The 16,655-nt window shown below is 72.5% G+C and carries 14 protein-coding genes; 11 read left to right on the plus strand and 3 right to left on the minus strand.

The genetic code is table 11. The annotated features are described in order from the left end of the window. The first annotated feature begins 2,334 nt into the window (after nt 1-2,334). The 5 genes from ACFRCG_RS14105 (at nt 2,335) to ACFRCG_RS14125 (ending at nt 7,313) form a co-directional block, all read left to right on the plus strand. Nucleotides 2,335-3,309, plus strand: a complete 975-nt coding sequence (locus tag ACFRCG_RS14105; RefSeq protein WP_380031292.1) for an ABC transporter ATP-binding protein — start codon at nt 2,335-2,337, stop codon at nt 3,307-3,309. Between the two features lie 34 nt (nt 3,310-3,343). Next, a complete protein-coding gene (locus tag ACFRCG_RS14110; RefSeq protein ID WP_380031295.1) occupies nt 3,344-4,138 on the plus strand; it encodes an ABC transporter permease in 795 nt (264 codons plus the stop codon). 96 nt (nt 4,139-4,234) lie between these two features. Next, on the plus strand, nt 4,235-5,593 hold the full coding sequence (locus ACFRCG_RS14115) for a sensor histidine kinase (RefSeq protein WP_380031297.1): 1,359 nt from the start codon (nt 4,235-4,237) through the stop codon (nt 5,591-5,593). Further along, a complete protein-coding gene (locus ACFRCG_RS14120) occupies nt 5,590-6,249 on the plus strand; it encodes a response regulator (protein WP_380031300.1) in 660 nt (219 codons plus the stop codon). Before ACFRCG_RS14115 ends, ACFRCG_RS14120 begins: the two co-directional genes overlap by 4 nt. A 113-nt stretch (nt 6,250-6,362) precedes the next feature. Beyond that, on the plus strand, nt 6,363-7,313 hold the full coding sequence (locus tag ACFRCG_RS14125) for an ATP-dependent DNA ligase (protein ID WP_380031303.1): 951 nt from the start codon (nt 6,363-6,365) through the stop codon (nt 7,311-7,313). Between the two features lie 24 nt (nt 7,314-7,337). On the opposite strand, the gene ligD is transcribed toward ACFRCG_RS14125, so the two are convergent. Beyond that, nucleotides 7,338-8,219, minus strand: coding sequence for a non-homologous end-joining DNA ligase (ligD, locus tag ACFRCG_RS14130; protein ID WP_380031305.1), 882 nt, complete (start codon nt 8,217-8,219; stop codon nt 7,338-7,340). Between the two features lie 103 nt (nt 8,220-8,322). Between ligD and ACFRCG_RS14135 the strand changes: the two genes are divergently transcribed. Continuing rightward, nucleotides 8,323-9,252 (plus strand): Ku protein, encoded by a 930-nt coding sequence (locus ACFRCG_RS14135; RefSeq protein WP_380031307.1) that lies wholly within the window; start codon nt 8,323-8,325, stop codon nt 9,250-9,252. Nucleotides 9,253-9,341: 89 nt separating this feature from the next. Here ACFRCG_RS14135 and ACFRCG_RS14140 read toward each other — a convergent pair whose 3' ends face one another. Both ACFRCG_RS14140 and ACFRCG_RS14145 read right to left on the minus strand, forming a co-directional pair. After that, nucleotides 9,342-9,614, minus strand: coding sequence for a hypothetical protein (locus ACFRCG_RS14140; RefSeq protein ID WP_380031308.1), 273 nt, complete (start codon nt 9,612-9,614; stop codon nt 9,342-9,344). 185 nt (nt 9,615-9,799) lie between these two features. Next, nucleotides 9,800-11,290, minus strand: coding sequence for a pyridoxal phosphate-dependent decarboxylase family protein (locus ACFRCG_RS14145; protein WP_380031310.1), 1,491 nt, complete (start codon nt 11,288-11,290; stop codon nt 9,800-9,802). Nucleotides 11,291-11,444: 154 nt separating this feature from the next. Here ACFRCG_RS14145 and ACFRCG_RS14150 point away from each other — a divergent pair, with 154 nt between their 5' ends. From ACFRCG_RS14150 to ACFRCG_RS14170, 5 genes are all read left to right on the plus strand, one after another. Next, complete coding sequence (locus tag ACFRCG_RS14150; protein ID WP_380031312.1) at nt 11,445-11,990, plus strand: GNAT family N-acetyltransferase; 546 nt, start codon at nt 11,445-11,447, stop codon at nt 11,988-11,990. A 96-nt stretch (nt 11,991-12,086) separates the two neighbouring features. Beyond that, the gene (locus ACFRCG_RS14155; protein WP_380031314.1) at nt 12,087-12,518 is read left to right on the plus strand and encodes a nuclear transport factor 2 family protein; all 432 of its coding nucleotides are present in this window, start codon (nt 12,087-12,089) and stop codon (nt 12,516-12,518) included. 177 nt (nt 12,519-12,695) lie between these two features. Continuing rightward, nucleotides 12,696-14,165, plus strand: a complete 1,470-nt coding sequence (locus ACFRCG_RS14160) for an SDR family NAD(P)-dependent oxidoreductase (RefSeq protein WP_379998217.1) — start codon at nt 12,696-12,698, stop codon at nt 14,163-14,165. Between the two features lie 243 nt (nt 14,166-14,408). After that, nucleotides 14,409-15,023 (plus strand): hypothetical protein, encoded by a 615-nt coding sequence (locus ACFRCG_RS14165; protein ID WP_380031315.1) that lies wholly within the window; start codon nt 14,409-14,411, stop codon nt 15,021-15,023. Between the two features lie 85 nt (nt 15,024-15,108). Beyond that, a complete protein-coding gene (locus tag ACFRCG_RS14170) occupies nt 15,109-16,560 on the plus strand; it encodes a CHRD domain-containing protein (RefSeq protein ID WP_380031318.1) in 1,452 nt (483 codons plus the stop codon). Nucleotides 16,561-16,655: the final 95 nt, after the last annotated feature.

Here is a 16,655-nt window from a genome sequence, read left to right on the forward strand (position 1 = left end):
GGTGTGGGGTTTTTTTCTTTTTTTTTCTCAACCCTAAGCCCGCCTTGGGGGGGGGGGGGGGGGCCCCCCGCCGGGGGGGGGGGGGGGGGGGGGGGGGGGGGCGCCCCGGCCGGGCAGGCGTTGCCCACCCGCCCACCCGTTACGCCGGTTGCAAAGGCTGGACTCCCACAAGCATCGCCCAGACCCAACCCGGCCCCACACCCCAACCCACCGGCCGCGCTACGAACCCCCAGGCCCGCGCTGAGCTTGTGGGGCAGGCGGGCGCAGGGGTTGCTCGGGTTCCGGCACCTTTGGGCAACTCGGCTGCGTCCGACACGCGTTGCGCTCATGGCTGCGGGTGGCTGCTGCGGGGCTGGTCGCGGGGCTGGTCGTGGGGCTGGTCATGGGGCTGGTCATGGGGCTGGTCGTGGGGCTGGTCATGGGGCTCCGAGCCTTGGGGCGCCCGGCGAGGCGAGCGTGTTGGTTGGCGAAAACCGGCCGGCAGCGGCAGGGAGGGAGGGCGGTCCGGTCGAGTCCTCCGGGTGGCGTTCCCCAGTGGGCCGGGCGCTCCCGGCGCGCGTTGCGCTCTTGGTTGCGTGATGACCGGTCCGGGGCTGGTCAGAGTCGGTGGTGGGCCGCTGTCTGGGTGGGGGGTTCGGGGTGTGGGGTTTTGTCGGGGCGGGGGCCTGGGTCGGGGGAAGGGCGACCTGCGGCGGGTGGCCGGGGAGGGGGTCGGGTCGGGTTCCGCCGGGCTTGCGTTCGCGGGTGGGTCGGGTTTGTTTCGGCGTGCGTTGTGCTTGTGGTTGCGGGACCGGCTGGTCCGGGGCTGGTCAGAGGCGGTGGTGGGCCGCCGTCGGTGTGGGCTTCGGGGTGTGGGGTTTCGTCGGGGCGGGGGCCCGGGTCGGGGGAAGGGCGACCTGCGGCGGGTGGCCGGGGAGGGGGTCGGGTCGGGTTCCGCCGGGCTTGCGTTCCCGAGTGGGTTGGGCAGGGCGTTTCGAGGTGCGGTGGGCTTGTGTGGGGGCGGGAGTTCACGAAACCGGACGGCGTCGGGTGCTGTGGTCTCGGCGCGAGAGAAAACCGCAGGTCAGCGGGGAGGGAAGCTTTTTCGTGTGCTTCGGGATCCGGTTTCGGCTCCCACTGGGCACTTTCGGTTGGCTCGACAGCCTCTGCGAGATCGCAGCGCCCGAAGCCGACCCCGACCGGGCAGTTTCGGTCTCCACGGCGGTCTTGAGGAGGCCGGAGCGCACGAAACCGGCACTCGACACCCGACTTTCCATCCCGACCCCACAAAACCGCAGGTCACCGAAGCCCGAAGCCCACAACCACCCACCGCGATCCGGTTTCGAACCCCAACTCCCCTCCAAACACCCCCGAAAACGTCCCAACCCAGCAGGAAGGGCTCCTCGGAGGACTCAACCCGACCGCCCTCCCGCTGCCGGCCGGTTTTCGCCAACCAACGCGCCCGCCTCGTCGGGAGCCGAAGGCGCGGAGCCCCGGACACCGGCAGCGGCCCATCACGGACTCAGACCAGCCCCGCACCAGCCGGCCCGCAACCAAAGCCGCAACGCACGCCGCAACAACCCGACCCACCCGCGAACGCAAGCCCGGCGGAACCCAACCCGACCCCCTCCCCGGCCACCCGCCGCAGGTCGCTTTTCCCCCGACCCAGGCCCCCGCCCCGACGAAACCCCACACCCCGAAGCCCACACGTCGCCCGGCGGCCCACCACCGACTCAGACCAACCCCGCACCAGCCGGTCCCGCAACCACAAGCACAACGCACGCCGAAACAAACCCGACCCACCCGCGAACGCAAGCCCGGCGGAACCCAACCCGACCCCCCACCCCGGCCACCCGCCGCAGGTCGCCCTTCCCCCGACCCAGGCCCCCGCCCCGACAAAACCCCACACCCCGAAGCCCACACCGACAGCGGCCAACCCCCCAACCCGGACCAACCCCGCACCAGCCGGTCCCGCAACCACAAGCGCAAACGCCCGCCGGAAGCATCCCATCCGGCCCGGCATCCTCTCCTCCGCCGCCATCACCCGACCAGGCAACAGGGCCGGTTCCGCGTCGTGTTCGTCGCCTCGGCGGCCGGTGGCGATCCGGGCTGTACCGCCACCGGCTGCCGAGTGTGCGGCTCCAGGTCGCGTCGGTGTTGCCCTTCGCGTCTCCCGCGACGAAAAGCGTGGCGGTCCCCTTTGGCCTTCCGGCCATCCACCGATCGGTGGATGGGGGTCCACCGGGGACTGTGGTGAGTGCGGCTCGTCGGTGGATTCGGGGGCGCCTGCCTCGGTCGCATTCTCGTAGGGGCCGGCACGAGGTCGGCTCGGAGTGCGGGGAGTGGTCGGCCACCATGGCGAATGTCGAAGCGGTGCGTGTCGAGGGGTTGAGCAAGTCCTACCCCGGCAAGTCCGTCCTGCGGGACGTCTCCTTCAGCGTCGACGTCGGCGAGATCTTCGGTCTGGTCGGTCCCAACGGAGCCGGCAAGACCACCACGGTCGAGTGCGTGACCGGGTTGCGCCGGCCCGACGGTGGTACGGCGCGGGTGCTCGGGCTCGACCCTCGGACACAACGCGACGAGGTGCGGCACGTGCTCGGCGTGCAGCTGCAACAGAGCGCGCTGCCGGACAAGTTGCGGGTGGGCGAGGCGATCGAGCTGTACGCCGCCTGCCACCGCTCCCCGATCGAGCCGGGCCCGCTGCTCGCCCGGCTCGGCCTCGACGCGCATCTGCGCGCCCCGTACGCCAAGCTCTCCGGCGGCCTCCAGCAGCGGTTGTCCATCGCCCTCGCGCTGATCGGCGCGCCGCGCGTAGTGATCCTGGACGAACTCACCACCGGACTCGACCCGCAGGCCCGCCGGGACACCTGGTCGCTGGTGGAGGAGATCCGCGACGCGGGGGTGACGGTGCTCCTGGTCACCCACTTCATGGAGGAGGCCGAACGGCTCTGCGACCGCGTCGCGGTGCTCGACGGCGGCCGGATCGTCGCCCTCGACACCCCGCAGGCGCTGATCGAACGGGTCGTCCGCCACCAGATCGTGCGCTTCCGCCCCCGGACCCCGCTCACCCCGGAGTTGCGCGTCGACCTCGCCGCGCTCCCCCAGGTCCGGGAACTGACCGAGATCGACGACCGGATCGTGATCACCGGCGGCCCGGACGTACTCACCGGCGTCACCGCGCTGCTCGCCCGCGCCGGCGTGATCGCCGAGAACCTGCGCGTGGACAGCCCCGACCTGGACGACGCCTACCTGGCACTGACCGACACCGGCACCGACACCGGCACCGATACCGGCCCCGACACAGGCGCCCGAACCTTCGACCAACGCTGACCACCACCCCCACCACCCCCACTCGGGAGCCCGCATGTCCACCGCGACCACCCCCGCGCCCATCACCCTCACCCCCCGCCGCCCCGCGCGCGGCCTCCTGGCCCAGGTCACCCGCACCGAACTGCGGTTGTTCCTGCGCGAGCCCGTCGGCCTGCTGTGGGGGCTGCTCTTTCCCGTGGTGCTGCTCGTCGTGCTCGGCTCGATCCCGGGCACCCGCAAGCACAGCGACGACCTCGACGGGCAGAGCGTGGTCGAGGCGTACGTCCCGATCCTGACCGCCTTCACCTTCGCGATGCTCGCGCTGAACGCGATGCCGCCGGCGCTGGCCGGCTACCGGGAGAAGGGTGTGCTGCGTCGGTTGTCCACCACGCCGCTGCCGCCGAGCCGGGTGCTGGGTGCGCAGATCCTGATCCACGGCGCGGTCGCCACGCTGGCCACCGCCGTGATCACCCTGGTCGCCCGGTTCGCGTTCGGCGTGCACCTACCGCGAGCGCCGTTCGCGTTCGTGGTCACCGTCGTCCTGACCGCCCTCGCGCTGTTCGCGATCGGGCTGTTCGTCTCCGCCGTCGCCGCCAACACCAAGGTCGCCAACGGCGCGGGCGCGGTGCTGTTCTTCGTGTCGATGTTCTTCGCCGGCCTGTGGCTGCCCCGGGCCAAGATGCCGGACACGCTGCGCACGATCGGCGACTGCACCCCGCTCGGCGCCGGCGTCCGGGCCCTGGGCGACGCCACCGCCGGTCACTGGCCACACGGTTCCGCGCTCCCGGTCCTGGCCGGCTACGCCCTGGTCTTCGGCATCGCCTCGGCCCGCTGGTTCCGCTGGGAGTGACCCGGCCCGGGCGAACCGCGTCCCGGCCCGGTGAGAGGATCCCGGGAGGATCCCGGTGGCACATACCCGCGAGAGAGGAAGGAAGGAACGATCGACGTGGCGACGGCGGACGACACCCCCGGCCGGGTCGGCCCCGGGCACTCCGCTCTCCGGGACCGCACCGAGCGCGACGACGCGCGGATCGCCCGCTACCGCAGGTTCGCCCCGTTCTTCCTCCTCGCCGCCTCGGCCGTACTCGCCACCCTCAGCGTCGCGCACGGCTACGGCACCGCCGGCGAGTACCAGGCCGCCCTGCTCCTGACCGTCGTGGCCGGCGCCTGGGCGTGGTGGATGGACAGCCGACGCCCGATCGGCCCGGAGCGACCGCGCCTGTTCCACCTCTACTTCTGGGTCAAGTGGGGATTGAGCGCGGTCCTGGTCGCGCTCAACCCCTGGTACGCGGTGTTCGGATTCCTCGGCTACGTGGACGCCCGCCGCTTCGGCTTCGGCCGGCTCGGCTCGGTGGCCACCGTCGCCACCGCCGCCGTGATCGCCCTGGCCCAGCTGGGCGGACGCGCCGAGTTCACCGTCGGCAACTTCCCGCTCTACGTCTCGCTCACCGCGATCAACGCGATCATCGCGTCCGCACTCGTCCTGATCGCCAACGCCGTGCAGGTGCAGAACGACGAGCGCAAGCAGGTCATCGACGCACTCGCCGACGCCAACGCGCGCCTGGAGACCGCGTTGCGGGAGAACACCGGCCTGCACGCGCAACTGCTCAACCAGGCCCGGGAGGCGGGTGTCCTGGCCGAGCGACAGCGGCTGGCCGGCGAGATCCACGACACGATCGCGCAGGGCCTGGCGGGCATCGTCACCCAACTGGGCGCGGCCCACGAGCAGGCCCGCCGGCACGGCGGCGTACCGGCCGACTGGCAGCGGCATCTCGACCACGCCCGTGACCTGGCCCGAGACGGCCTGAACGAGGCGCGCCGCTCGGTCGAGGCGTTGCGGCCCGCGCTGCTCGCGGAGCGGGTACACCTGCCGGAGGCGATCGCCGAGTTGGTCGCGCGCTGGTCCGAGAGCACCGGCACGCCGGCCGCCGCCGGGACCGACGGCGTCGTACGGGCGCTTCCGGTGGACTGCGAGGTGGCCCTGTTCCGGGCCGCGCAGGAGGCGCTGGCCAACGTCGCGAAGCACGCCCGCGCCACCCGCGTCGGGGTCGCGTTGACCTACCTGGACGACGTGGTCCTGCTCGACGTCCGCGACGACGGCATCGGCCCGCCCCGCACCGACGACCCCCGGCTCGACCGGAACGGCGGCTACGGCCTGCACGCGATGCGCCACCGGGTGGCCGGGGTCGGCGGCACCGTCACGATCGAGGGCGCCCCCGGCGAGGGCACCACGGTCAACGTGTCCGTCCCGACCGGCCCGCCCGCCGCCGGCCCCGGCACCACCCCGAAGGAGACACCCGCATGACCGCCGCCCACCCCGCCCCCGGCGAGGCCCCGATCCGCCTGCTGATCGTCGACGATCACCCGGTGGTCCGGGACGGCCTGCGCGGCATCTTCGCCGGCGACCCCGGCTTCGACGTGGTCGGCGAGGCGGGCGACGGCGCGGCGGCGGTCGACCGGGTCCGGGTGGGCGGGGTGGACGTGGTGCTGATGGATCTGCGGATGCCCCGGATGGGCGGCGTCGAGGCGATCCGGACCCTGCGCGAGGTCGCCCCGGACGTCCGCGTGTTGGTACTGACGACGTACGACACCGACCGCGACGTACTGCCGGCGGTGGAGGCGGGGGCGACCGGCTACCTGCTCAAGGACGCGCCGCGCGACGACCTGGTACGCGGGGTGCGGGCCGCGCACGCGGGGCAGGCGGTGCTCTCGCCGTCGGTGGCCGGCCTGGTGATGGGCCGGGTCCGCGCTCCCGAGCCGGCTCCGGCGGTGCTCAGTCCGCGCGAGTCGGAGGTGCTGCGCCTGGTCGCCGGCGGCGCCACCAACCGGGAGGCCGCGGCGGCCCTGTTCGTCAGCGAGGCCACGGTCAAGACCCACCTGCTGCACCTGTACGGCAAACTCGGCGTCCGCGACCGCGCCGCCGCGGTCGCCGAGGCCTACCGACGCGGTCTGCTCGTCTGAACCCTGCCCGGATCCGCCCCGGCCCGGCCCGCAGACCGGGCCCGGTCGTCGACCGCTGCGCCGTCCGGGCGACGCCGGGTGTACATCCGCGGCGGCGCGACCACGCTCACCCCATGCCCGAGCTGCCCATCTACCCGCCCATGCTGGCCACCCCGGGCACACTGCCGCCCCCGGCCGAGGACGAGCGCTGGGCGTACGAGACCAAACTCGACGGTCAACGCTGCCTCACCTACCTCCCGGGCGACGCAACGGTGTCGTTCCGGGCCCGTTCGGGCGCGGACATCACCGCGGCCTACCCGGAGTTGCGGGGGTTGCGCGACGTCCTGGGCGCCCGGCCGGCGATCCTGGACGGCGAGGTGGTCGCGCCGGACCGGCACGGGCACAGCGACTTCGAGCGGTTGCAGTCCCGGATGGGCCTGGTCGACCACCCCGCCGAGGCGGCCCGGATGCGCGACGTGGTGCCCGTGCGGCTGCTGCTCTTCGACGTGCTGTTCCTGGATCGGCGGACCACGGTGGACCGCCCGTACCTGGAGCGACGCCGCCTGCTCGAAGGGCTGGACCTGCACGGATCGCACTGGTCGACGCCGACCGCGCTGATCGGACACGGCGAGAGCGCCCTCGCGGCCACCCGGGAGGCGGGTCTGGAGGGCCTGGTCTGCAAACGCCTGGATTCGGTGTACACCCCCGGGGTGCGCTCGCCGGACTGGGTGAAGATCCGGCACGCACACACCCTGGACGTGGTCGTGGGCGGCTGGCTGCCCGGTCGCGGCCGGCTGGCCGACCTGCCCGGCGCGCTGCTCGTGGGGGTACGCGAGGCCGGCCTGCTGCGCTTCGTCGGCGCGGTCGGGTCGGGCTTCGCCGATCGCGAGCGGACCATGCTCGGCGAGCTGTTGCGGGTGTCCGCGATCGACGAGTGCCCGTTCACCCCGGAGCCGGTCCTGGTCGACGCCCACTGGGTGCTGCCGCGCCTGGTCGGCGAGGTCCGCTACGCCACCCGTACCCGCGCGGGCCTGCTCCGCCACCCGGTCTGGCACCGCCTACGCCCGGACCTGGCCGAGGACTGAGCGCGCGACGACGACTGCGGCGCCTCACGGCAGCCGCCCCGTGGTCCGCGCCGCCAACAGCGGCGCGAAGCCGTCGCCGTCCCGGGCCACGCGCTCCAGCACCTCGGCCGGGCCGAAGGTCAGCTCCGCGGTCGAGTCGATCTCGGCCCAGGTCACCGGGGCGGACACGGTCGGCTCCGGGCCGGCCCGCAGGGTGTACGGCGCGGCGGTGGTCTTGGCGGAGGCGTTCTGGCTCCAGTCCACGAAGACCCGGCCGGCCCGCAGGTTCTTGGCCATCCGGTGCACGACCAGCTCGGGCCGCTCGCGTTCCAGGCGTTGTGCGAGCGCCTTCGCGTAGGCGCTCGTGGCCGCCTCCGGAGTCGGCTCCAGCGCCGCGTACAGGTGCAGCCCCTTGCTCCCGGACGTCTTGACCACACAGGTCAGCCCATCCTCGGTGAGCGCGTCCCGGGCCAGCAGCGCGACCTCGCGACACTCGGCCATCCCCGCGCCGGGCCCCGGGTCCAGGTCGAGGACCAGCCGGTCGTGGGCGTCCGGGTCGGTGCCCCACTGCGGCACATGGATCTCGATCGCCGCCAGGTTGGCCGCCCACATCAGCGTGGCCAGGGAGTCGACGTCGACCTGTCGCCTGGTCTCCTCGTGCCCGACCACCTCGATCGTGCTCACCCACTCGGGCGCACCGGGCGGCACATGCTTGGCGTAGAACCGGGTCGTGCCCTCGACGCCGTCGGGGAGGCGGATGAACGAGGCGGCGCGTCCGGCGACGTGCGGAAGCAGCACGGGGGCCACCTTCGCGTAGTAGTCCAGCGCCTGGCCCTTGGTGTACCCGGTCCCGGGCCACCAGACCTTGTCGAGGTGGGAGAGGGTCAGGGTGCGTCCGTCGACTGTCGTGGCGATGCGGTCCGGCATACGGTAAAGGTCCCCTCGTGCCCGTTTTCGATGCATTTTGTGGCACATCGGAGCAAAGACGTACCACAGCGGACCATGCCCGCCTCGCGATTCTGGAGAGCCGATGCGCAGCAGCTGGAAAGGCGCGATCACGTTCGGACTGGTGAGCATCCCGGTCCAACTCTTCCCCGCCACCGAGGAACACAACGTGTCCCTGCACCAGGTGCACGAGACGGACGGCGGCCGGATCCGGCTCAAGCGCTACTGCGAGTTGGAGGAGCGCGAGGTCCCGTACAAGGAGATCGCCAAGGCGTACCAGGCGCCCGACGGCCGGCAGGCGGTGCTCACCGACGCCGACATGGCGGAGTTGCCGCTGCCCAGCAAGAAGGTCATCGACGTGCTCGCGTTCGTGGCCGACGACGAGATCGATCCGCTGATGCTCTCCAAGGCGTACTACCTCCAGACCGCGACCCCGGCCGCGGCAAAGCCGTACGTGCTGCTGCGCGAGGCGCTGACCAAGGCCGGCAAGTCCGCCGTCACCAAGATCACCCTGCGCACCCGGGAGAGCCTGGCCCTGCTGCGGGTGCACGACGACATCCTGATCCTGCAGACCATGTTGTGGCCGGACGAGGTGCGCGCGGCGGATGGACTGGCCCCCGAGGGCAAGTTCGACATCCGGCCGCAGGAGCTGAAGATGGCGACCTCGCTGATGGACACGCTCAGTGAGGACTTCGACATCCAGTCGCTGCACGACGACTACAAGGAGGCACTCGACTCGCTGGTGGTCGCCCGACTGGAGGGCGCCGAGCCGGTGGAGGGGGGCGAGGAGGCCGCCGCGACGCCGGACAACGTGGTCGACCTGATGGCCGCGCTGACCGCGAGCGTCGAGGCGGCCAACCGCAGCCACGGCCGGGCCCCCGCGAAGAAGGGCGCGGCCCGCAAGTCGGCCGCGAAGAAGACGTCGGCGGGGGGCTCGTCCGGGAAGGGCAAGTCGGCGTCGACCGCGAAGAAGGCCGCCGCCAAGAAGACCACCCGCAAACGCACCAGCGCCTGACGCGGGCCCGGCCGGCGGCTCCCCCGGCGTCCCGGCTTCGGGCGTCTCCGCTACCGCGACTCGGCGAGTCGCGACGCCGGCCGGTGCGCTCAGGTCGTGGGGAACGCCGCGATCCGCTCCGCCAGAGGCACCGGCTCCTCGGCGATGCCGTCGGCCGAACCGCTCGCCAGGCGCGCGCACACGCCCCGACAGGCGAAGGTCTGCCGCTCCTCGACGTGGCCGACCGGCACCGCGTCGGGCGCCGGCTTCTCGGCGGGGGCGCGCAGATCGCGCCCGCACATCGTGCAGGCCAGGCCGTAGGTCATCTCGACCGTGGGGCGGGGGCTTCGGCGGTGTCCAGCGATCGAGTGCTGTGAGTACATGCGTTCGAATCCTCCGGTCGGCCTGGTGCTCGAATGTCCGAATCACCGCAGACGACGCCGGCACGGACAAACGGCATACGAGGTGCCCTCGGTCTCCTCAAAGTACTCCCCCCATTCGCCCACCCGGACCCCTACGCGGAATCGTTTCGACCTCGCGCCCGGATCGCCGCGCCCCCCTCGCGGCGCTACGCCTCGTCGCCCGCGGGCCTTCCACCGCGCGACTCGGCCGCCACCCGGGCGCCGATCTCCCGCACCACGGCCGCGAGCAGATCGATATCGGCCGCCGACGTGCGCCAGTTCACGATCGCCGGGCGCAGCGCCACCCGCCCCCGGTACACGGTGGTGCCCACGTACACCCGGCCGTCCTCGTTCAGCTCGGCCCCCAGGCGCCGGTTCAACTCGTCCAGCTCGGCCTCGGTGAACGGTTCGGCGCGCGCGTCCGGGCCCGACTCGGCCGGTCGGTAACGCAAGCACACCACGCACAGCTTCACCGGCGCGAGCAGTTCCAACTCGGGTGCCTCCTCGACCAGTTCGCCGAGCCGGCAGGCGAGGTCGTGGTGGCGTTCGATCATCTCCCGGTAGCCGGACCGACCGTACGCGCGCAGCGTGGCCCAGATCGGCAACGCCCGGGCGCGGCGCGAGGATTCGGGCCCGAGCCGGTTGTAGTCGAGGTGCGTGTCCCCGGTCTCCGGCAGGTACGGGGCGTTCCAGGACCCGAACGCCCGGCCGAGCATCTCCGCGTCGCGCACGAACACGAAGCCGCTCTCGTAGGGCACGTTCAGCCATTTGTGCCCGTCGGCGGCCACCGAGTGCGCCCGCTCGACGCCGTGCGTCAGGTGGGCGAGTCGGGGCGAGACGCCGGCGAACAGCCCGAAGGCGCCGTCCACATGCAGCCAGGCGCCATAGCGTCGGGCCAGGTCGGCGAGCGCGTCGATCGGGTCGAAGTCGCCGGTGTTCACCTCGCCCGCCGAGGCGATCAGCACCGCGGGCCCGTCGATCTCGATCAGCGCCCGCTCCATCGCGTCGATGTCCACCCGACCGGCGTCGTCACGCGCGCAGATGTGGACCGTATCCCGCCCGCAGCCGAGGATCTGCAGCGCCTTGCGGTTGCTGGGATGTATGTAGCCGCTCGCCAGGACCGGCATGGTCGGCAACCCGGCCAGCCCGTCGGCGGTGACGTCCACGCCGTGTTGCGCCGCCCACCAGTGGCGCGCGCAGGCGAGCGCGGTGAGGTTGGCGAACGTGGCGCTGGGCGTGAGTACCCCGCCGTACGTGTCGGGCAGCCCGAACAGGTCCTTGAGCCAACCGAGCACCACCGTCTCGGCCTCGGTCGCCAGCGGTGACGCGATCCACAGGCCCGCGGGCTGGTCGAGCAGTCCGGTGACCCAGTCGCCGGCCTGCGCGGCGGGGGTGGCCCCGCCCACGACGAGGTGAAAGAACCGGGGTCCCGAGGACTGGGTCGCGCCGCGCGTTCCGATGTCGAGGAGTTCCTCGATGCCGGCCAGGGTGCCGTCGCCGCGCTCGGGCAGCGGGCCGCCCAGCCGGTCGAACACCACGTCGGCGGCCGCGTCACGGACCGGCAGTTCGGGCAGCGCCTCCAGGTAGCGCCCGGCGGCCCGGGCCACCAGGTCGAGGGCGGGTCGGGCGAGATCACGTTCGTGGAGGGGGTCAACCATCCGAGCAGGGGATCACGACCGGCCCGTCCGCGTCGAGTATTTCTGGCCCCCGAACGGCTTTTGACGGCCCATCAGGATCACCGTGCGGGCGTGGTTCGAGGTGCCCCGGGGAAAGTCCCCTCTCGGGGACGGATCACCCCGACCGGGAGGAAGCGTGGCGACCGAGATCGAGCTGACCCACCACCGCGGCGGCGACCTCGACGAGATCCGAAAGGTGCTGCTCGACGTCTACGCCGAGGTGTACGCGGCCGAGTCGGCGCAGCCGTTCCAGTCGGTGGACGCCTTCGCCGAACGGTTGGCCGCGTACGCCGCCTCGCCGGGGTTCGAGTGTGTGATCGGGTGGAGTCGGGACATCCCGGTCGGCTACGCGTTCGGCTACACCCTCCAGCCCGGCGCGCGCTGGTGGGTCGGGCTGACCGAGCCGGTGCCGGCGGTGGACATCGAGGAGGACGGGCGGCGTACCTTCGCGCTCAACGAGTTGATGGTGCGCGAACCGTGGCGGGGCTCGGGCGCGGCGCGGGTGATCCACGACCGGCTGCTCGCCGCCCGCACCGAGCAGCGGGTGACGCTGCTGGTCGACCCGACCCATCCCAGGGTGTTGGCGCTGTACGAGCGCTGGGGCTACCACGTGCTCTGCGACCTGCGCCCGGCCTGGCCGAACGCGCCGCTGCTGACCGTGCTCCTGCTCGATCGCACCTGAGCGGCCGGGGGTTCGCCCCCGGTCCCGGTCCCGGTCCCGGTTTCGGAGAAACCTTGCCTCTGTTCAGTTTCGGCGCTCGTACATAGTGTTCGCGCCATGAGTGACGCGACCGCGAACAAGCGGCTGATCGAACAGTTCTGGCAGGACCTGTACGCCCGCGACTTCGCCAAGGTCGCGGCCTGCTTCGCCGCCGACGGCCACTACACGGACGTCGCCGCGCCCGGGCCCGGCGCGACCGGCCCGGCGGCGATCGAGGCCCGGCTGCGACTGGGCCTGGACATGCTCACCGGCTACATCCACCACCACAAGAGCACCGTCGCCGAGGGCGACCTGGTGGTGACCGAGCACGCCGAGGAGTGGCACTGGAAGACCGGCGAGCAGGTGGTGCTGCCGTTCGTGTCGGTGCACGAGTTCCGTGACGGGCTGATCGTGCGCTGGCACGACTACTGGGACTTCGGCACGCTCATGAACGCCGCACCGCAGTGGTGGCTGGAGCACGTCGCCCAGGGCTACGCGCAGGGCGCCTGACGCCGAGGCGAAGTCGCCGGGCCGACGAGCCCGCCCGCACCGACCGCCGATCGTCGACCACCGCTTCCGTACCGACCGCCCGACCCGGACCGGATGAAAATTGGCCCACGTGTCGGCACGACGTAGAGTTCCGCCGGGGTTTTGTGGCACCGGCGAGCACAGGAAACGGCAACGGCGATGACAGCGAGTAGCGAGATTCAGGCGGACACGGGCGTGGCGGAGGGGATCGACCCCGCGCGTATGGAGTTGTGCCTGAGCGTGCTCGCCGAGGTGGAGGAACTCGACGTCGAGCACCCGGACGCGGTGCGGATCCGGCGGGCCACGGCCGCGATCTACAAGAGCGTCAAGGAGCGCCGCCGCAAGGAGCGCCGGGACCGGGTGCTCGCCAACGACGAGGCGGTCACCGCCGCGACCGCGACCGGCGCGCCGGGGCGGATCGACGACGAGACGCTGGGGATCGCGCTGACCACGGTCACCACCACCGAGATCGCCGGTGTCCTGGAGCGCGCGCGGGCCTGCTACATCTGCAAGCAGCGCTACCGCGAGGTGGACGCGTTCTACCACCAGCTGTGTCCGGAGTGCGCCGCGTTCAACCGGGCCCGCCGCGACCAGCGCACCGATCTGACCGGCCGCCGTGCGCTGCTCACCGGCGGCCGGGCCAAGATCGGCATGTACATCGCGCTGCGCCTGCTGCGCGACGGTGCGCACACCACGATCACCACCCGCTTCCCCAACGACGCGATCCGCCGCTTCGCCGCGATGCCGGACAGCGCCGACTGGCTGCACCGGCTCAAGATCGCCGGGATAGACCTGCGCGACCCGGCCCAGGTGGTCGCGCTGGCCGATTCGGTGGCCGCGGCGGGGCCGCTGGACATCCTGATCAACAACGCCGCGCAGACGGTGCGCCGGACCCCGCAGGCGTACGCGGCCCTGGCCGCCGCCGAGGCCGCGCCGCTGCCCGCCGGCGAGTTGCCGGAGATGGTGTCGTTCGGCCACGTCGGCGGCAGCGGCCACGTGCTGCTGCCCGGCCAGTCCCGCGGCGACGACCAGGCGCTGACCCCGCAGGCGCTCACCGCGCTCGCGCTGACCAGCGGCTCGGCCTCGCCCGCCCGGATCGAGACCGGCACGGCGATCGACGCGGGCGGCCTGGTCCCCGACCTGGACCCGGTCAACAGCTGGGTGCAGCGTGTGCACGAGGTGGACCCGGTCGAGCTGCTCGAAGTGCAACTCTGCAACGTGACCGCTCCGTTCGTCCTGGTCAGCCGGTTGCGTCCGGCGATGGCGGCGGCCAAGGCGCGGCGGAAGTACGTGGTCAACGTGTCCGCGATGGAGGGCCAGTTCAGCCGCGGCTACAAGGGCCCCGGCCACCCGCACACCAACATGGCCAAGGCCGCGTTGAACATGCTCACCCGCACCAGCGCCGAGGAGATGTTGTCCGACGGCATCCTGATGACCGCCGTGGACACCGGCTGGATCACCGACGAGCGTCCGCACCCGCAGAAGATGCGCCTGGCCGACGAGGGCTTCCACGCGCCGCTCGACCTGGTCGACGGCGCGGCCCGGGTCTACGACCCGATCGTGCGCGGCGAGGCCGGCGAGGACCTGTACGGCTGCTTTCTCAAGGACTACGCGCCGGCCGCCTGGTAGGCCGCCGACCTGCGCTTTTCGGCCCCGGCGAGGATTCTCGCCGGGGCCGTTTCGGGTCCGGTCGGGATTCGTCGAAAAAACTTTCCCGACCGTTGAACCCTCTTCGACCCCTCCCCCGTACTGCTGGATGTCGACGCACCACCGACCGGCAGCGCACCGGTCGACCCGCCCGGGATCGGAACCAACAGCCGTTCCCCGTATGGCAGTTCGACTCATTCATCGACCTTTTTCCGGGGGTTCACCATGTCTGTCTTCAGCACGCGCGCTTTCGCCGCGGTCGCCATCGCCGGTGCGCTCGGGCTCGGTCTGTCCGCCTGCGGCGGCGACTCGAAGAGCGGCACGTCCACCGGCACCACCCCGCCGGCCGCCACGCAGCCGGCGCAGTCCGCGCCGAGCGCGCCCGGCACACCCGGTGGGGCCGCGAGCGGAGGAGTGGGCAAGGCCGTCCTGAAGGCGGGCACCGACGCCAAGCTCGGCCCGATCGTGACCGACGGCAACGGATTCACCCTGTACCGCTTCGACAAGGACACCGCCAAGCCGTCCAAGTCGAACTGCGACGGCGCCTGCGCCGCCCAGTGGCCCCCGGTGACCACCACCGGCGGCGTCACCGTGACCGGAGTCGACCAGTCCGCCGTCGGCAGCGTCACCCGCAGCGACGGCAGCACCCAGGTCACCATCGCCGGCTGGCCGGTGTACCGCTTCGCGCCCGACACTCAGCCCGGCGACACCAAGGGCCAGGGCGTGAACGGGACTTGGTTCGCGGTGACCCCCGACGGCAAGAAGGCGGGCGCGCCCGCGACCGGCGCACCGCAGACGAGCAAGGCGCCGACCACGAGCGGTGGCGGCTCCGGCTACTGATCGACCCGAGCGATGTGCGCCGACGCCCGTCGGCGCCGCTCACCCGGTACGCATCCATCCCACCCAGTCTTCGGGGAGACTCGTCATGTCCGCACGCAGGTATCCGCTGCCCGCCCTCACCCTCGCCCTCGCCGCCGGTCTCGTGTCAGCCGTCGCCGGCTGCTCGTCCTCGGACACCAAGTCCGGTGCCACGCGCGCCGATTCGGCCGCCGCGGCCAAGGGCGCCAATGATCCCGGTACGGTCCACGGCGCCGAACACGGCGGCGCCGTGCCGGCCTCCGACCCGACCACGACCGGCGCCGCCGAGCCCGCGACCGGTGAGGAGGCGTTCTTCGCCGCGGGCCTGACCGGGGCCAACGAGGTTCCCGGCGGCAACGCGCGGGTCGGCGACCCCGACGGCAAGGGCACCGCGCTGGTTCGGGTCAAGGGCGACCAGGTGAGCTTCGGCATCCGGTGGGAGGGCATCGGCGCGCCCACCGCGGCGCACCTGCACCTTGGCGGCAAGGGGCAGAACGGCGAGGTCGAGGTGCCCTTCTTCGCCTCGCCGCTGCCCGACTCGGCGACCGCGGTCACCGGCGCCGTCAAGGTCACCGACGCGGCGCTGCTCGACCGGATCAAGAGCGACCCGGCGAGCGTGTACTTCAACGTGCACACCGGCGAGTTCCCCGGCGGCGCGGTACGCGGGCAGTTGGTCAAGCTCGCCCGAGCGGCCGACGTGAACAGTGTGCTCAAGACCGGCACGCTGCCCGCCGAGGCGACCGGCAAGCAGGAGGTGCCGAACGCCGAGGGCAAGAAGACCGCCGACCCGGACGGTCGGGCCGACACCTCGATCCGCCCGTGGGGCAACTGCATCGACTGGTCGTTCAGCTGGACCGGCGTCGCCCCGCCCACGCTCGGCCACCTGCACCGGGCGGCGGCCGGGGCCAACGGCGAGGTGGTCGCGCCGCTGTTCGACGCGAAGGCCGGCCTGCCTCAGTCGGTGACCGGACTGGCCGGCACCGTCGAGGGCATCGACCCGGCGCTGGTGGAGCGGATCAACGCGACGCCGGCGAACTACTACACCAATCTGCACACGGGCGAGTTCCCGGGCGGCGCGGTGCGCGGGCAGCTTTCCCGCAAGGTCACCCCGAAGTCGCCCGCGCTGAACCTGTCGGTGGTCGCGGGCAAGCAGATCTACCAGTGCACCGCCAAGGACGGCGGCACCGCGTTCACCCAGCTCGACGTCGCCGCCAAGCTCCAGGGCGACCTCAAGCACACGTTCGTGACCCCGACGGCGGGCCCGCCGCAGTGGGTCGCCCCCGACGGCAGCTCGGTCACCGGCGCGGTGGCGAGCAAACTGCCCAACGGCGACGGCAACATCCCCGAGCTGGTGCTGAACGCGACCCAAACCGGCAAGCCGGACGCGCTGCTGTCCGCGACCACGCAGGTACTGCGCCTGAACACCAGGGGCGGCGTGGCGCCGACGGGCTCGTGCGACCCGGCCACTCGGCCGACGGTGGAAGTGCCGTACCAGGCGGACTACCTGTTCCTGGGCTGAGTCGAACTCCCCTCCCCCGAGGGTGAGTCACCGGCCCGCACCACCCCGAAGGGCCGCGCGTCCACCCCCACGCGCGGCCCTTCGGCACGTCTGCG

The organism is Embleya sp. NPDC056575 (genome assembly GCF_042793325.1).
GTDB lineage: Bacteria > Actinomycetota > Actinomycetes > Streptomycetales > Streptomycetaceae > Embleya.

Coding starts and splice junctions, on each gene's coding strand:
- ACFRCG_RS14170 (WP_380031318.1), top strand. CDS start 15,109: ATGTCCGCACGCAGGTATCCGCTGCCCGCCCTCACCCTCGCCCTCGCC.
- ACFRCG_RS14105 (WP_380031292.1), top strand. CDS start 2,335: ATGGCGAATGTCGAAGCGGTGCGTGTCGAGGGGTTGAGCAAGTCCTAC.
- ACFRCG_RS14120 (WP_380031300.1), top strand. CDS start 5,590: ATGACCGCCGCCCACCCCGCCCCCGGCGAGGCCCCGATCCGCCTGCTG.
- ACFRCG_RS14135 (WP_380031307.1), top strand. CDS start 8,323: ATGCGCAGCAGCTGGAAAGGCGCGATCACGTTCGGACTGGTGAGCATC.
- ACFRCG_RS14140 (WP_380031308.1), bottom strand. CDS start 9,614: ATGTACTCACAGCACTCGATCGCTGGACACCGCCGAAGCCCCCGCCCC.
- ACFRCG_RS14165 (WP_380031315.1), top strand. CDS start 14,409: ATGTCTGTCTTCAGCACGCGCGCTTTCGCCGCGGTCGCCATCGCCGGT.
- ACFRCG_RS14145 (WP_380031310.1), bottom strand. CDS start 11,290: ATGGTTGACCCCCTCCACGAACGTGATCTCGCCCGACCCGCCCTCGAC.
- ACFRCG_RS14110 (WP_380031295.1), top strand. CDS start 3,344: ATGTCCACCGCGACCACCCCCGCGCCCATCACCCTCACCCCCCGCCGC.
- ACFRCG_RS14125 (WP_380031303.1), top strand. CDS start 6,363: ATGCCCGAGCTGCCCATCTACCCGCCCATGCTGGCCACCCCGGGCACA.
- ACFRCG_RS14155 (WP_380031314.1), top strand. CDS start 12,087: ATGAGTGACGCGACCGCGAACAAGCGGCTGATCGAACAGTTCTGGCAG.
- ACFRCG_RS14160 (WP_379998217.1), top strand. CDS start 12,696: ATGACAGCGAGTAGCGAGATTCAGGCGGACACGGGCGTGGCGGAGGGG.
- ligD (WP_380031305.1), bottom strand. CDS start 8,219: ATGCCGGACCGCATCGCCACGACAGTCGACGGACGCACCCTGACCCTC.